At 42.2% G+C, this 14939-nt stretch carries 14 protein-coding genes; 5 read left to right on the plus strand and 9 right to left on the minus strand.

Translation table 11 applies throughout. The features are described from left to right. Positions 1-8: 8 nt before the first annotated feature. Complete coding sequence (locus H6H03_RS14090; RefSeq protein ID WP_190955710.1) at positions 9-2039, minus strand: ATP-binding protein; 2031 nt, start codon at positions 2037-2039, stop codon at positions 9-11. After that, positions 2026-2157, minus strand: coding sequence for a hypothetical protein (locus H6H03_RS41310; protein ID WP_277926125.1), 132 nt, complete (start codon positions 2155-2157; stop codon positions 2026-2028). Before H6H03_RS41310 ends, H6H03_RS14090 begins: the two co-directional genes overlap by 14 nt. Positions 2158-2615: 458 nt before the next feature. Between H6H03_RS41310 and H6H03_RS14095 the strand changes: the two genes are divergently transcribed. The 3 genes from H6H03_RS14095 to H6H03_RS14105 all read left to right on the plus strand — a co-directional run bounded on the left by H6H03_RS14095 (position 2616) and on the right by H6H03_RS14105 (position 4460). After that, complete coding sequence (locus H6H03_RS14095; protein WP_190955711.1) at positions 2616-2858, plus strand: hypothetical protein; 243 nt, start codon at positions 2616-2618, stop codon at positions 2856-2858. Between the two features lie 179 nt (positions 2859-3037). After that, a complete protein-coding gene (locus H6H03_RS14100; RefSeq protein WP_096535123.1) occupies positions 3038-3211 on the plus strand; it encodes a DUF2256 domain-containing protein in 174 nt (57 codons plus the stop codon). Between the two features lie 295 nt (positions 3212-3506). Continuing rightward, positions 3507-4460, plus strand: a complete 954-nt coding sequence (locus H6H03_RS14105; protein WP_190955712.1) for an isoaspartyl peptidase/L-asparaginase — start codon at positions 3507-3509, stop codon at positions 4458-4460. On the opposite strand, the gene H6H03_RS14110 is transcribed toward H6H03_RS14105, so the two are convergent. The 6 genes from H6H03_RS14110 to H6H03_RS14135 all read right to left on the minus strand — a co-directional run bounded on the left by H6H03_RS14110 (position 4451) and on the right by H6H03_RS14135 (position 9948). Further along, positions 4451-4894 (minus strand): DUF29 family protein, encoded by a 444-nt coding sequence (locus tag H6H03_RS14110; protein WP_190955713.1) that lies wholly within the window; start codon positions 4892-4894, stop codon positions 4451-4453. The two genes, H6H03_RS14105 and H6H03_RS14110, sit on opposite strands and share 10 nt — an antisense overlap. A gap of 151 nt (positions 4895-5045) precedes the next feature. Continuing rightward, positions 5046-5270: a type II toxin-antitoxin system HicA family toxin gene (locus tag H6H03_RS14115; RefSeq protein WP_190955714.1), complete on the minus strand. Its 225-nt coding sequence runs from the start codon at positions 5268-5270 to the stop codon at positions 5046-5048. Continuing rightward, positions 5263-5490: a type II toxin-antitoxin system HicB family antitoxin gene (locus tag H6H03_RS14120; RefSeq protein ID WP_190955715.1), complete on the minus strand. Its 228-nt coding sequence runs from the start codon at positions 5488-5490 to the stop codon at positions 5263-5265. The genes H6H03_RS14115 and H6H03_RS14120 overlap by 8 nt, the downstream gene beginning before the upstream one ends. A gap of 50 nt (positions 5491-5540) precedes the next feature. Beyond that, positions 5541-6890 carry a bifunctional UDP-N-acetylglucosamine diphosphorylase/glucosamine-1-phosphate N-acetyltransferase GlmU gene (gene glmU, locus H6H03_RS14125; RefSeq protein ID WP_190955716.1) on the minus strand — a complete coding sequence of 450 codons (1350 nt, stop codon included), beginning with the start codon at positions 6888-6890 and terminating at the stop codon, positions 5541-5543. A 302-nt stretch (positions 6891-7192) separates the two neighbouring features. Next, positions 7193-8428: an HD-GYP domain-containing protein gene (locus H6H03_RS14130; protein WP_190955717.1), complete on the minus strand. Its 1236-nt coding sequence runs from the start codon at positions 8426-8428 to the stop codon at positions 7193-7195. Between the two features lie 566 nt (positions 8429-8994). Continuing rightward, complete coding sequence (locus H6H03_RS14135) at positions 8995-9948, minus strand: tRNA (5-methylaminomethyl-2-thiouridine)(34)-methyltransferase MnmD (protein ID WP_190955718.1); 954 nt, start codon at positions 9946-9948, stop codon at positions 8995-8997. 99 nt (positions 9949-10047) lie between these two features. Between H6H03_RS14135 and H6H03_RS14140 the strand changes: the two genes are divergently transcribed. Further along, positions 10048-10869 (plus strand): sulfurtransferase, encoded by an 822-nt coding sequence (locus tag H6H03_RS14140; RefSeq protein WP_190955719.1) that lies wholly within the window; start codon positions 10048-10050, stop codon positions 10867-10869. 126 nt (positions 10870-10995) lie between these two features. On the opposite strand, the gene H6H03_RS14145 is transcribed toward H6H03_RS14140, so the two are convergent. After that, positions 10996-12459: a hypothetical protein gene (locus tag H6H03_RS14145; RefSeq protein WP_190955720.1), complete on the minus strand. Its 1464-nt coding sequence runs from the start codon at positions 12457-12459 to the stop codon at positions 10996-10998. Positions 12460-13467: 1008 nt separating this feature from the next. Between H6H03_RS14145 and H6H03_RS42230 the strand changes: the two genes are divergently transcribed. Next, on the plus strand, positions 13468-14939 hold a 1472-nt coding region (locus H6H03_RS42230), incomplete at its 3' end, for a FecR domain-containing protein (RefSeq protein ID WP_190955721.1).

Here is a 14939-nt window from a genome sequence, read left to right on the forward strand (position 1 = left end):
AGGTTTCCTCAGTCATTTAGGTGGGTGGGATGATCGCAACAGAACCAAGACAGCAAGGTGGCATAAAGCTTTAAGGAAATTGGGTGGCGTTGAAACAGTTGGTAAATTCGATCGGGTGGTGCATTACCAAGGTCTGGACTATGTTGAGAAAGTCGCTGGATAAGTTGAGTATGGCGGATGAGCAAATCCGCTGGTTTGAGTATTGGTATTGTTGATGGAATGAAGCCCTCAGGATCGGCAGTGGGGCATAGTTCCGTTGTAGGAGCGGATGAAGCAGAATTTGTCTCACTTTGCCCTGGCGAAGCTTCTACCACTGAATAGCTCACCGGAATTTGAATCCAGAATTCTGTACCCTCACCCAATTGAGAACGACACTTGAGAATTCCCCCGTGCCTATCTACAACTATTTGGCGGCTGATTGCCATGCCTAACCCAGTTCCTTTGCCAATCTCTTTAGTAGTGAAGAAAGGATCGTAAATGCGTTGGATGAGGCTTTCCTTCATACCAGGGCCGTTGTCGGCAATGCGAATTACAACCCATTCGTTGTCTAAGGCTTGGGTGCGAATGGTGATTTGGGGAGTGGGTACAGACGCAATTAATCGTGTCTGTAGGGAGTCGCCAGAAGGGGAGACAAATTGCAACAAGTTTTTCCCTTCCTCTTCCTTATTCCCCATTCCCTCTTCTAGCGCATCAATGGCATTTGCCAAGATGTTCATAAAAACTTGATTTAACTGTCCTGGGTGGCATTCAATCAGGGGAAGTTTGGCATAGTCTTTGACAATTTCAATTGCCGGACGGTGACTAGAGGCTTTCAAACGATGGCGAAGAATCATCAGCGTCCCGTCGATACCATCGTGGATGTTGACAGCTTTGATTTGGGCTTCGTCATGGCGGGAGAAGTTTTTTAAGGATTGGACAATTTCCACGATGCGATCGCTACCCAGTTTCATCGAATCCAGCAGTTTGGGAAGATCCTGCATGATAAATTCCAAATCGATATTGTCTAGCTCTGATTGCAAATCTGGGGGAGCCACAGGGAGAAATTTCTGATAATCTTGCAGCAGGTGTAATAAGTCTTGGGCGTACTCTGCAACATATCTTAAATTGCCGCAAATAAAGTTCACTGGGTTATTAATTTCGTGGGCGACTCCAGCAATGAGTTGCCCTAAAGAAGACATTTTTTCGCTTTGGATTAACTGAGTTTGTGCCAGTTGCAAGTCTTGGAGAGCTTGTTGAAGTTTTTGTGTCTGGGCTTTTGCTTCCATAGCTGCTTGAGTGCTTTGTTCGTAAAGCAAAGCTTTTTCGATGGCGATCGCTGTTTGAGAGGCAAAGATACTCACAAGTTTCAGGTGTTCAGCCCTGTAGGAATAAGTTTTGTCTGTGCCAATGGCGATCGCTCCTATTACCCGCTCTTTTGCTCTTAAAGGTACACAAATCAATGCGTTGATGTTTTTCTCTCCCCATAATCGACAATCACTTTGCACGTCATTGACGAGTTCTGCCCGTCCTGATTGCACAATAGTGCCGATAATTCCCTGGCCCGGTTTTGGCTGATTCGCCCCAAAAAATACTCCAAATTTGGCAATGATTTCAAAGTCAGCAGCATCGTGACTTAGCAGTAAAATCATGCCTGCTGACGATTCAATCAATTGGCTCATTTCCTGAAGCACGAGTTGGGCAATTTGTCGCCTATCCAAACTCGTTGTCAGCTGAGTCGAAATATCTTCAAATAAATCAATTTCCTGGTATCGTTCTAGCAATTCTTTGGCAAGTATTTTCTTCTCAGTCTCTTGTTTTGCCAAAAATGAGAGCAAAGCTGCCACTAAAGTTGCCTGTTCGTCGCCAAGAACCCAACCGATGGTTTCCCCTGAAACCTCAATTGGATATCGATTTTCTAATATTTGCTTGCCAATACTAATTAGTTTCGTGCCGTCTACCAGCTCAATATCAATTGCGATGTTGAGTTGATGTACTAAGTCCCGAAGGAGAGATGGTAATTCTTCTTTATTAAGAATCTTTCTCAAGCTAATTGCCGACATGAAACACCTCATCTTGAGTGGGTTGCAAATTTCCAGCAATCAAAACAAGGGAGTAATTAATTTCATGCGCTTGCCCTGCCAAAAAATTTCCCAAGGCAGATATTTTAAGAATTTCCATACAATCTCGGAAATATAATAATTTGCTATTAAGGCTAGTTTTCCCAGAAAAATTGACAGCATAACAGCCATGCTAATGGGCAGGGAATACCTTTAAACTCTGTAACAAATAGTCCCTTCATTGGTGTAATTGGCTTAGAATTTAGCGATCGCTCTCTTCCTCCACCAATTGCAAAACTCAGATGGATAGACCTAAATTTCCTAGTTATAGCTAAAAAACCTTATAAATCCTTAGTAAAATTCCTGCAACCTAAATATACTAAGTACTTTCTCTGATTTAGTTTCCTAAAAGATAAATCATTGAAAATCTGATGATAGTTGCCGGAATATTTGATTTACATCAAGGATTTCAAGAATTGAATCATAAATCAATTGCCCAGACTGGGAAAAGTCTCTACCCAACAATTAGGAAAAGAAATTTTTTCCAATATTTATGACAAATTTTCTAGAGAACTTTTTTTGAGCAATTATCGTTCTGTAAGCCAACCTGCTAAATCTCTCCAGCATTACTACATTGCTGCTAATCGTTATCCTTTGGAACAAAAACCTCAACTTTTAGATGCTGGCGATGGTATTGCATACAGTCGCTTTCATGCTCAATATCAACCTTGGTTTCAAAATTTAATTCAGAGCATAGGCTATGAAAATTTATTACTAATCGATCGCAATACAGGCGATATCATCTATTCAGTTTGTAAATAATCGGACTATGGTACAAATCTCAATACAGGACTCTACCGCACCAGTATAATCCAGAAATAAGTCTTGGGAGAGATTGACATGACATTTATTCACCCAATATATCCTCCCTTCGTAGCAAACTGGTTATAATTATTTTCCATCCCTCTCAAAAATCAGATTCTCATCTACACAGTATTTATATGGGACGTGTTCGTTCTAAATCTGACCTACCTACAAAAATCTGTCCGGTATGTCAACGTCCTTTTACATGGCGTAAAAAGTGGCAAGATTGCTGGGAAGATGTGAAATACTGTTCAGAACGTTGTCGTCGTCGCCGTTCTGAAGCGAATAAAGAATTGGGGACTGGGGACTAGGGAGATGGGGAGTGTGGAGAGTGTGGGGAGTGTGGGGAGTGTGGGGAGTGTGGGGAGTGTGGGGAGTGTGGGGAGTGTGGGGAGTGTGGGGAGTGTGGGGGGAAAGAGAATTAATACTTCCCCATCCTCCCACACCTCCCTCTCCTCCCACACCTCCCTCTCCTCCCACACCTAATGAGCTTGCCCGATCCTCCCACACCTCCCACACCTCTCTCTCTTCCCACACCTCTAATCCCCCATGCCCCATACCCAATCAAATCAACTGCAACACAGACGCAAATAGCGCAAAGGATCGATGAAGTCACAGGTGCAACCTAAATTAATTATTCATGGCGGGGCTGGTAGTTCTCTCCAGGGTAAAGGAGGATTGGAAGCGGTACGTCGATCGCTCCACATAGTAATAGAACAAGTCTATTCTCTGCTATTGTGCGGAATAACTGCGTCAGAGGCGGTAATACAGGGTTGTCAAATGCTGGAAGATGACCCCCGCTTTAATGCTGGTACTGGTTCGGTACTGCAATCTGATGGCCAAATCCGTATGAGTGCTTCCTTGATGGATGGTGCATTAGGGCGATTTAGTGGTGTAATTAATGTCTCGCGGGTGAAAAATCCCATTGACTTGGCACAATTTTTACAAAACTCGCCAGATAGGGTGCTGTCAGATTTCGGCTCTGCTGAATTAGCACGGGAAATGCAAATTCCCAGCTATAACGCTTTAACTGATTTACGATTGCAAGAGTGGATTCAAGAACGCCAGGATAATTTTAAAAGCACGATGGCTAATGTGATCGCAGAACCGGAACTAGTAGAAACCAGTAATGCTGGTCGGGGTACCATCGGCGTAGTAGCTTTAGATGCCTATGGTAAACTAGCTGCTGGTACTTCCACTGGCGGTAAGGGCTTTGAGCGCATCGGGCGGGTAAGTGATTCTGCTATGCCAGCAGGTAATTATGCTACTAAAGAAGCTGGAGTTAGTTGTACTGGTATTGGGGAAGATATTATTGATGAGTGTTTAGCAGCCAAGATTGTGGTGCGTGTTACAGATGGGATGTCTCTCAAGGATGCGATGCAGCGATCCTTTGGGGAAGCCTACCAGAATAAACGGGATTTGGGAGCGATCGCTTTAGATGCTAGTGGGGCGATCGCTTGGGGTAAAACTAGCGAAATCTTACTCGCCGCCTACCACAACGGCGAAAATATTGGTGACACGTTGGAATGGACAGACAATGAACTAGTAGGCTATTGCTGAATTAATTTCAGCGCCTCGGACAAAATGTCTTGCTGGTCAAACATTCCAGCTAATTCTTGGGCTTCATAACGCCCTTTCCTGCGGAACGCTACGCGAACAAAAGCTTCTAGCGCTGCTCTTTTGAGTGCGACTTGATATCCTTGTTGCAGAATATCCATTAATTCTGAGGGATTCAAGTACACACCACCAGATTTGCGGCGCTTGTTTATTTTGTTAATTTCCCGCACCGTATTTTCAATACAAACATCCCAAGAGCGAGTAGAACGTTTTTCAGACTTTTGTTTAATTAAATGGATGAGCAGAATTACGCCATAACTATCAATTTTATTGATTTTGCCACTCAGGCTGATTTCTTCTAACTCATCCACCAACACCAGCGCCTCATGGATTTTGTTCTGTTCTAGAAGTTGCCTCAGTTCTAGCAGTTCTTCCATAGTAAATTTTGTTTGTCTTGTTTCGATGACTCAAATGAGACAAGCTAAAACCATAAAAGCAATTTGATTGTATTTGAGCGGTGAAATAACTCAGATACAAGGGTGCGTTAGGAACTAATCCACCATCACATTGATCGATGTACAACTTCTGCTAATTCACCTCAAAAAGAGCGCGTGGCAATCCTGACTGGCGAATAATGGACTGTAAAGTGCCGACACGAAGCTCGTCATAATTAGGAACAGGAACAGTTATAGTTGACCCTTGTGTTGGCTGTTGCATAATAATATGGCTACCACGCTGGCGTACTCGTACAAAGCCATGCAGCTCTAAAATTTGACATACTTCCACACCTGAAAGAACACGCAGCTTACCCAACACTTACCTCTAAACGCGTAATAAAGACTTCTGTTATTAGCCGAGCTTGGACTTCTGAAGGGTCAGCTGTCTCAAAGAATAGTTCCAATGCCTCAACTAAATTACTGCGTGCTTCCTCAATGGTATTACCTTGGCTAGCAATATCGAGTTCTGGACAAAGCGATACATAGCCGTTTTCCTCACGCTCAATAATTGCGGTAAATTGTTTTGTCTTGCTCATGTTTTACCTCTAGTTCAATCAGCTAATCTGATGATTTAATTATCGCTTTACTAGCTTTTCCGACGCCAACCTATTTTGACCACCTGACGACTACGGCCGATCGCCAAAGCATCATCAGGAACATCTTCTGTGATGGTGGAACCAGCAGCTATGTAAACGTCATTACCCACAGTAACTGGAGCTACTAAAACGCTATTGGCACCAGTTTTAGTACGATCGCCTATTTTAGTCCGGTGTTTCTTAACGCCATCGTAATTGGCAGTAATTGTACCAGCACCAATATTCACCCGTTCGCCGATAACGCTATCACCTAAATAGGACAAATGTGCCGCATTCGTGCGATCGCCTAACTGCGTATTTTTCAATTCCACAAAATTCCCCACACGACAACCAGCACCCACTTGTACCTGACCGCGCAAATGAGCATAGGGGCCAATTCGGCTACCTGCTTCTACAGTGCTATCTGTCACTACTGAATAGTGGACTGTGACATTTTCAGCCAACTGGCTATTTTCAATTAAACTTCCCGGCCCAATGTGACTTCCGGTTTTAATTACTGTATTTCCCCGCAGATGAGTTTGGGGTTCAATAATTACATCTGTCTCTAACTCCACTGTTTCATCAATGGTGATGCTTGTAGGGTCGATGAGGGTGACACCTGCTAACATCCATTTTTCCTTGACTCGCCTTTGCAAAATCTCGTAGGCTGTTGCCAGTTGCAGGCGATCGTTGATGCCGAGAATTTCTTGATAATCTTTCACATCCACTGCCATGACTTGCCCGACCTGAGTCACGGCATCTGTGAGATAGTATTCTTTTTGGGCGTTGTTTGCTTCTAGGTGAGGAAGTACCTTAGCTAAATTTTCCCAGCGAAAGCAATAAACCCCGGCATTAATCCGGTGATTTTCTCTTTGAGCAGGGGTACAATCCTTGTGTTCGACCATTTGCTCAACGATATTTTGATCGTTACAAAAAACGCGCCCGTAGCCTGTGGGGTCGGTTAGGTGTGAGGTGAGAATAGTAGCGGCGTTTTGATTTTGGGCGTGAGTTTGTAACATCTGCTGAAGGGTTTCGCTACGTATCAACGGTAAATCGCCGTTCAGTACGAGCAAATCGCCACTGTAATCTTGTAAGTAGGGAAGTAATTGCTGGATAGCATGACCTGTTCCCAATTGCACAGTTTGTTCGACAAACTCCAAGTTGGGGATTGAACCCAAAGCAGCTTTCACTTCCTCAGACTGATACCCAACGATGGCGATTCGCCGTGAGGGTGAAAGAGGTTCTACACTTTCGAGAACTCTCTCTAGTAGCGATCGCCCACCCAAAGAATGTAAAACTTTGGGTAAGCTTGATTTCATCCGTGTGCCGCGTCCGGCTGCTAAAATTGCTACAATTACCATAATTAGCTATCAGCTATCATTAAAATTGTGATTAATGCTGTTGGTACTTCAAGATGTAGGCTCAAATCATACCAGCTAATCATAGAACACTGAAATGGGCAAAGGAGTAATACCAATTCAAAATTTTTGCATTAAGAAAGCCAGATATGAGAAGGCTTTGGCCCTGTGTATCTGTCGCGTTCTTTTCTCAAATTGGTATAAGAATTCAGAATTCAAAAGAAGTCACTGATAAAAAGCCTAGAGTATAATAGTACTAATTAAGCATTAAGTTGATTGCGGTAGCTATAGATCTTACTTCCTAGTTACTCCATATCTTCGTCAGCACAAAGAATAAACTCAGCAAACTGCTGCACTAGTTTGGGATTGCGCCAACCAGAATCAGCTTCTTTTAGCATTATTGAAAGTGCTTGTTCTCTGGTCATAGCTTCTTTGTAAGGTCGTTCGCTGGTTAGGGCGTCGTAAATATCAATTAACTGAAAGACTTGTGCCAAATAAGGAATATCATCCCCTTTGAGTTGGTCGGGGTAGCCTGACCCATCCCACCGTTCGTGGTGATGACGAATAATGGGAATTACACCCCGCATACTGCGTAGTGGCTGGCAGATTTTTTCTCCGATTAAAACATGTTGCCTCATAATCTGCCAATCTTCGGGGGTGAGTTGGCCTTTTTTCAGCAGCACTGCATCGGGAATACCCACCTTGCCGATATCGTGGAGATAACCCCCCCACATCAAATCCCGAATTTGATAGCGTGAGAGATTGAGGTATTCACCAAAAGCTTGTCCCAGTTTTACCAGTCGTTCGCAATGGCCGCCTGTGTTGGGATCGCGGCTTTCAATAGACATGGCAATGGAAAACAGTACTTGTTCGGCATGATCTAAGTCTTCGTTGAGACGCTTTTGCCGTACCAAGGACTTGACACGCGCTGCCAATTCCACACGATCAAAAGGTTTGGTGAGAAAATCATCTCCGCCAACTTCAATACCTCGAATACGCGATCGCCTGTCGTTTAATGCTGTAATAAAAATTACTGGTATCAGTCTGGTTTGTTCATCCTGTTTCAGTAATTGACAGACTTCAAATCCATCCATTCCCGGCATCATCACATCCAGCAAAATCAAATCTGGTTGCTTTTGCGTTACCAATCCCACAACAATAGAACCAGTGTCGGCCTCAATCACTTCGTATCCTTCCATCCCCAAGAGGGCAACAGCAGTCATCCGACTGGCCGCATGGTCATCAACCACTAAAACCTTTGGTGGATCTAAATCAAACCCATTCACTTTGGAACCCTTGGCTTGTAGTGTTTTAGAGACCAATGAATCTCGATCGAAATTAACATCATTTTTTATCCAAGAAGATACTGCTTGGTTATCTTCAAGCATCAAATCTTCTTGAGATAGCCCTAAAGAATAACCCTCTATATTTTGCGATCCTACGGCATGATTTGAACCGATACTTTTCACTTTGCTCAGGGGGTTTGACCCATTAACAATTTCTTCTCTCAAGCCTCTATGGTTGGATTTCCATTTAATCACAAAGGCACTCCAATTATTTTCGCAAGTTAACAGTGTCAGATTAGAAAAAGAAATTTAGTATTTGACTGTATTTTAGTTAGGCTTTCCATAGAGGTTATGTGTGATGTGGAGCTGCCGAGGGGTATTTTTCACTGTATGTATTTTTTATGTTACGAATAAAGAGTATTTTGTAGTCAAATTTTTTAGTTCTAATTCCAGTATCATAAATTAGTACAAATGTTAAATCAGGTTTTTTACGGAGATTTTTTACGTACCAGCGTCAACAAAGCTTGTGATTTGCTGCTTTCGAGCAGAATCCCCGGTTGGTAGTTGGTAGTGATGATGGTAATCATTAGGTATAGACATTTTTACTTACTTAGTTATAGCAACAGTTAAATACTGTTAAGAAAGATGTAATATTAGCTACTTATTATAGTTTAAGTTATTTGGATCGAAAAAACTCGTTGCTTGGATATTAAAAAACGAAATCAGAATTTCTGGGCAAGTATCTAAGTCTTGTGGAATGGATTACTGAGGACAAGAGCTTTAATTACGTAGGCTTAACCCATCGTAGACATCGCTAGCCGCTACAAATTAGTGCCGATAAAATCTCTACCTTGCGTTGCTGAGAGCCACCTTTTGCGCCAATGGGAAGTAGGTTCAAGAGAAGAGGCTTGCTGCTCTTGTTGTCGTCGCCTGAGTATAACTTCATTGGAATCGGTCAATTGGCGATCGCGGTAGGGAATGGCAGCACGAGTTAGTAAATGTTCCTTCTCCGCTTGTGAGAGAGGACAAGAAGAAGGGCATAAGGGAAATTCCTCTTTCTTGCTCCCCTGCTGTTCTGCTTTCCATCCTTTTATCTGTGCTGCTAGAGTACCAGGCGATCGCCTACCCATCGGTGGCGTAGAACCGATAGCTAAGCCAGCAGACAAAAGTGCTGTGCGTACCGCAGCAGCACAAGAATAGGTGGCTAATAAACCATCTTCGTGTAAGCACAACGACAGTTGTTTAATAAATTCAACAGTCCATAATTGGGGACACTGTGGAGGTGAAAATGGATCGAGGAAAATTGCATCTGCCAAGAAATTTGACTCACGTACTATGGCGATCGCCGATCTTGCATCACCAATAAGTAATTTTGCTTTCAGACAAGCTGTTTGTACTTGATGCTCAAAAGCTAATTCGGACAAAATTTCAATGTAGTTGTAGTTCCAGCTGTCGAACAAATTATGAGCGATCGCAGCTTGTGGTACTACTGGATTCAGTTCTAAACCAATTACTTCAACATTACAATTAGGATTCACTGCCCAAATTGTTTGCAAAGCAGCAGCAGTGTTGTATCCCAAACCATAACAAACATCCAACAACCGCAAAACTGGTTTTTGCGCTGCTGTAGCCAGTTGAGTTGGTTTTACAAACTTGAAAAAACTCTCCTGCTTAGCACCATAATGGCTGTGGAACGATTCACCAAACTCTTGAGAAACAAAAGTGAACGAACCATCTGCCGTGAGCTTAGGTGTAAAATTTTCTAAGTTAGTCATTAGTCACTTAGTCATTATTCATTGGTCATTTGGAGCGCTGACTGTTGACGCTCGGAGTTACTCCCCTAGTCCCCTTGTCTCCCCATCTCCTGACATCCTATGCCCAATTTCCAATTTGTTGTTTCCCCAACTTGGTTGTTTGAACATCTAGAAGATCCGCAAGTAATCATTGTGGATTGTCGCTTTTCTCTAGCCGATCCACAACTTGGAAAACAACAGTATCAAACAAGTCATATTAAGGGTTCATATTACTTAGATTTGAATCAGGATCTTTCCAATACAGTGGGTAAGCATGGTGGGAGACATCCTTTACCTAATCCTAATGATATCGCTAACAAATTTGCAGCAATTGGGATAAATTACCAAAAAACCCTAGTTGTAGCTTATGATGATTCGCGCTTTGCCTTTGCAGCTCGTTTGTGGTGGCTGTTGCGCTATCTAGGGCACGAACAAGTAGCAGTACTCGATGGAGGCTTTAGCGGATGGCAAAAAGCTGGCTATCCTGTTACAGATGTTATTCCTGAGCCGCAAATGGCGAAATTTGTACCTGAAGTACAAACAGAAAAAGTTGTAGATATTACAGCGGTAAAAAGCCGTAAAGATAGACCAGATGTGGTGTTGGTAGATTCGAGAGAAAGCGATCGCTACCGAGGTGAACGAGAACCAATTGATAAAATTGCCGGACATATTCCTGGTGCGGTTAACTATCCTTGGCAAGAAGTTACAGATTCTTCAGGTTACCTACTCCCCCAAGCAGAACAACGCCGTCGCTGGGAAAATATAGGAACAGCCGAAGAAATCTTAGTTTATTGCGGTTCTGGCGTTACCGCTTGTGTGAATTTACTTTCTCTAGAATTAGCCAACATCAACAAAGGTAAACTTTATGCTGGTAGCTGGAGTGATTGGATTTCTTATTTATAGTTAGGAGTGAGGAGTTATAAGTTAAGAATCAAAACTCCTCACTCCTAACTCCCAACTCCCAACTCCCAACTCCTAACTCCTAACTCCTAACTCCTAACTCCTAACTCCCAACTCTCCTCACTTTTTTCAAAACCGACCTAATTGCAAATTGTAATTAATACTGAAAAACCAGCCATCAAAATCAATGTTTTGAGCGGTTGAACTACCCAAAGTTAACCCAGTCTGGACATTCATGCTGCTAATATCAGATATCCGGTAATTTAAGTGTGCGAATAGTCGATGAAATTGGTCTTCTCGATCGCGCTGTGTAAAGTCAGAAAAGTTGACTTGGTAGTCGATACCAACTTGGAGAGGCTTTTGCAAGTAATAGTTTAGAGAAAACCAAAAAGAATTGATGATGCGACTGCGACTTTGAGGATCGGCAAAATTTACGCTCAGTTCGTAGAAGCTATCTAGCATTAATTTTGAGCTTAAGGGATCTCGCCGTCCGAAAGAGAGTTGCACGGAGTTTTCGTTTAAAAAGCGATCGCCTGCTTTGAAGCTATTGGGGCGATCGCTATTGTTGGCATAAAATAACTGCTGATTGCTGAAACTTATTTCTCCATACATCCGCCGCGATAGCTGCTGATAAAGACTGAGATTAAATCTTAGCTGGTTGTAATGAAATTGTGATTGCTCTAGATAACGAATTATATTGCCATCAATAGAGCCGTTCAAAAAAGTTTTAGATCCTATAGGTAAATATGCAGAGGCTAGTGTCAGTCCAGAAATAATTAAACCATCTTCTGTGGGATCGTTTTTTGAGGAAAAAATATTAGTCGTCTGGAAGTAACCGACACGCGCCTGTAGATAGCCGATGGGCTTAAACTTAGATACAGGCTGCGGTGGAAGTGGCTGTTGTTCTAGGGGTCGTAACCGGACTCGTAATCCCAATTCGCGATCGATATCAGACTCAAGCGGTTGTTTTGGCTGTTGTAGTAGCTTTCTTAGCCTTTCTAGTTTTTGAGAACGATTTATCTCAGGTAAATTCAACAATTGGTCTGTTGAGTCTGGAACAGACGTAGGCAAATTAGTTGGCTGAGATTCTAGCTGTGGCGGGTCATTTTCTTCTGGAGTATTCGCCTGTTCTGGGTTTGGTGTTGGTTGTGCTTGTGTCACTTCTGGTATTCTCTGTGCCAAATTTAACGGCATCTGCAAATCCAGACTCTGGGACTGACTCAAGTCCTTACACAAAAAGTTAACTATGTCTTGTTCTAAATCCTGACATTGCTGATAAGTTAGCTGTGTGGTTGCTAAAGATGTAATTTTTGAACTCGAAACTGGAGATTCATACCCCAACCAAACCTTCAAAGAATTTCTTTTCCGATACCCACTACCCAGTACCCAATCCTGTGGCAGCCATTTTTTCCCTACTTGCTGTGTTGTCAGCATAGCGTCTTGTGGAGAAGTTAAGGAAGAATGGGTGCGGTCGATTGATACCAAATCATGATTTGGAGATTCTGCCGCATCTACTCTGATGCAAAACCAGCTTCCAGTTGTGGAAGCTAACAAAATCCAAAAAAACAAATTTTTCCAGTTTTTGAATCGCATCTGTTAGATTGCGTTGAGGGCGTTTGGCGAATGTAGACCTAGAAGCTGTATCATAAGTTCCTACTTAAAAATACAATTGAGTGTATTTAGCTCAGCTTTTTAGGTATATACTGATATCTACCAAGCTAAATTCCTGTTTTTCGGATTTACTCCCAGATTTTTTTGCCATAATCATCTGTTCTGATACAAGTTTCCTCAATTATTGTTTAATAACATACACAGGAGCCAACAGAACTAGATTACAAAATGTAAACATTCCTCAAACGCTTACTCATAAAGAATGACAAATTATGAATATAAAAAATTAATTTTCATTGTGCTGACCTAACTTACCGTTCTTCTATCACGTTGAAACTTCTAGTTTTTAGAAATTATCTACTGTACCATTCACGTTTGACAGTAATTTTCAATAAATTTAATGCTAATCATCGGCTCTCTTAGCTTGAAGAGAATCTAGCAAAGGATTTATGGGAGTTTCTCATAATATTTTTATGAGAGTAATAGAAGAACGACAATGAAGCGCGGCTAGACATTTAGCTCATAATCGGTATCTAACAAATTGTCATTGGTTGAGATAATGAGAAATAATTATCTGTTATAAGGATGTCTGAGAGCTTGTTGGTGTTGTATCAACACTTCTCTGTAGGCCAAAAGTCACGTTTACCAAAAGCGATTTTAGATGTTTTTTACTATCTTTTAAGGGGCTGTTGGCTAATGTGCCCAAATCTTCAATAATTTACCAAGATATTTTTTTAAATTATTGTTCATTTAATTATTGATATTGAAGATCAACCTTTAAACTCGCTATGGAATTGATTGCATGAAACTTGTGTTTTAGAGTCGAAATTTAAATAAACTAAACATATACTTATTAGTTGTTCATTTTATTTTTTAAATGTAGACTAAAATGCAAATAAAATTTACCTGAAATAACTGGCTATAAAAATTAGTCACATGTTAAAGCATTAGTGTATTTGGTATTACATGAAGTTTAAAATTTATCAGATTATGTTTAATAGATCGTTACCACTATTAGTAATTGGTTTATGGGGAATTGTGGTACTGCCTTTACCAGATCGGGTAAGTGCTGTAACTCCTCTAACACGAGCTGAGATTCAGAACCTCCGTAACTTGGTACAACTAATACCCAAAAACAAACTCAAGAAGCGTCCTGCACAAAAATCAGATGCAATGATTCCTGGAGATGGTTTGTCAACTGGTCGAGCTTCTCTAGCAGACTTGCGATTTAACGACGGTTCATTGGCAAGAGTAGGGGAACAGGCAATCTTTCAATTTTTACCCAAAACTCGCAGCTTTAGACTGTCAAATGGAACCGCGTTGTTGCTTATACCACCAGGAAGAGGGCAAACACGTATACAAACTCCAAGTGCAGCAGCGGCAATTCGTGGTTCAGCATTATTTGTACGCTACGACCAACAAACAGATACTACAGTTGTAGGTGCCTTGACAAATAGCGGCATTGAAGTTGCTAACAAAGAAGCTTCTCAAACTCAGGTGCTGCAAGCAGGACAGCTGATGGTTATAGTCAAAGGCAAATTTCAGGGTTTATACGATTTTGACCTGAGAAATTTTTATCAAACTAGCGATTTGGTTCGAGGACTGGATTTAAATAGGCAAAATGCTACGCCTAGTCCTGACCCAGCGATCGCCAGCGTTCAAGCTGAAACTGCTGCGGCTTTACAAGCACAGTCCCCAATAACAGGTCAGGGAGTAGTTGAAAACCCATCTTTCTTAGAGTTAACTAGTAGCCCTGCTAATTCTGCAACTAACGACATTGTGACAAATGATTCTTCAGTAGCTCCTATAGCAGAAGACTCTCCAGTAAACTCCTTTGAAGAAACGGGGCAAATCCTCTCAAATACTGAGCAGCGGAATACTCGCAGTAACAATAACAACACAATTAGACCGAATAATAATGTTTCTGTTGATTCTAATGGAACCACCACCAGACCTGAAATTCCTGTTGTAAATACAGGTAATGAAAACTCCGTCAGAGGTACTGGTAATGAAAACCCCGTTGTAAATACAGGTAATGAAAACCCTGGTGGAGGCACGGGTAATGAAAACTCCGTTGGAGGCACGGGGAATGAAAACTCCGTTGGAGGCACGGGGAATGAAAACCCCGTTGGAGGCACGGGTAATGAAAACTCCGTTGGAGGTACGGGTAATGAAAACTCCGTTGGAGGTACGGGGAATGAAAACTCCGTTGGAGGCACGGGGAATGAAAACCCCGTTGGAGGTACGGGTAATGAAAACCCCGTCGGAGGCACGGGTAATGAAAACCCCGTCGGAGGCACGGGTAATGAAAACCCCGTCGGAGGCACGGGTAATGAAAACCCCGTCGGAGGCACGGGTAATGAAAACCCTGGTGGAGGTACAGGTAATGAAAACCCTGGTGGAGGTACAGGTAATGAAAACCCTGGTGGAGGTACAGGTAATGAAAACCCTGGTGGAGGTAC

It is taken from the genome of Nostoc paludosum FACHB-159, from assembly GCF_014698835.1.
GTDB classification, from domain to species: Bacteria; Cyanobacteriota; Cyanobacteriia; order Cyanobacteriales; family Nostocaceae; genus Nostoc; species Nostoc paludosum.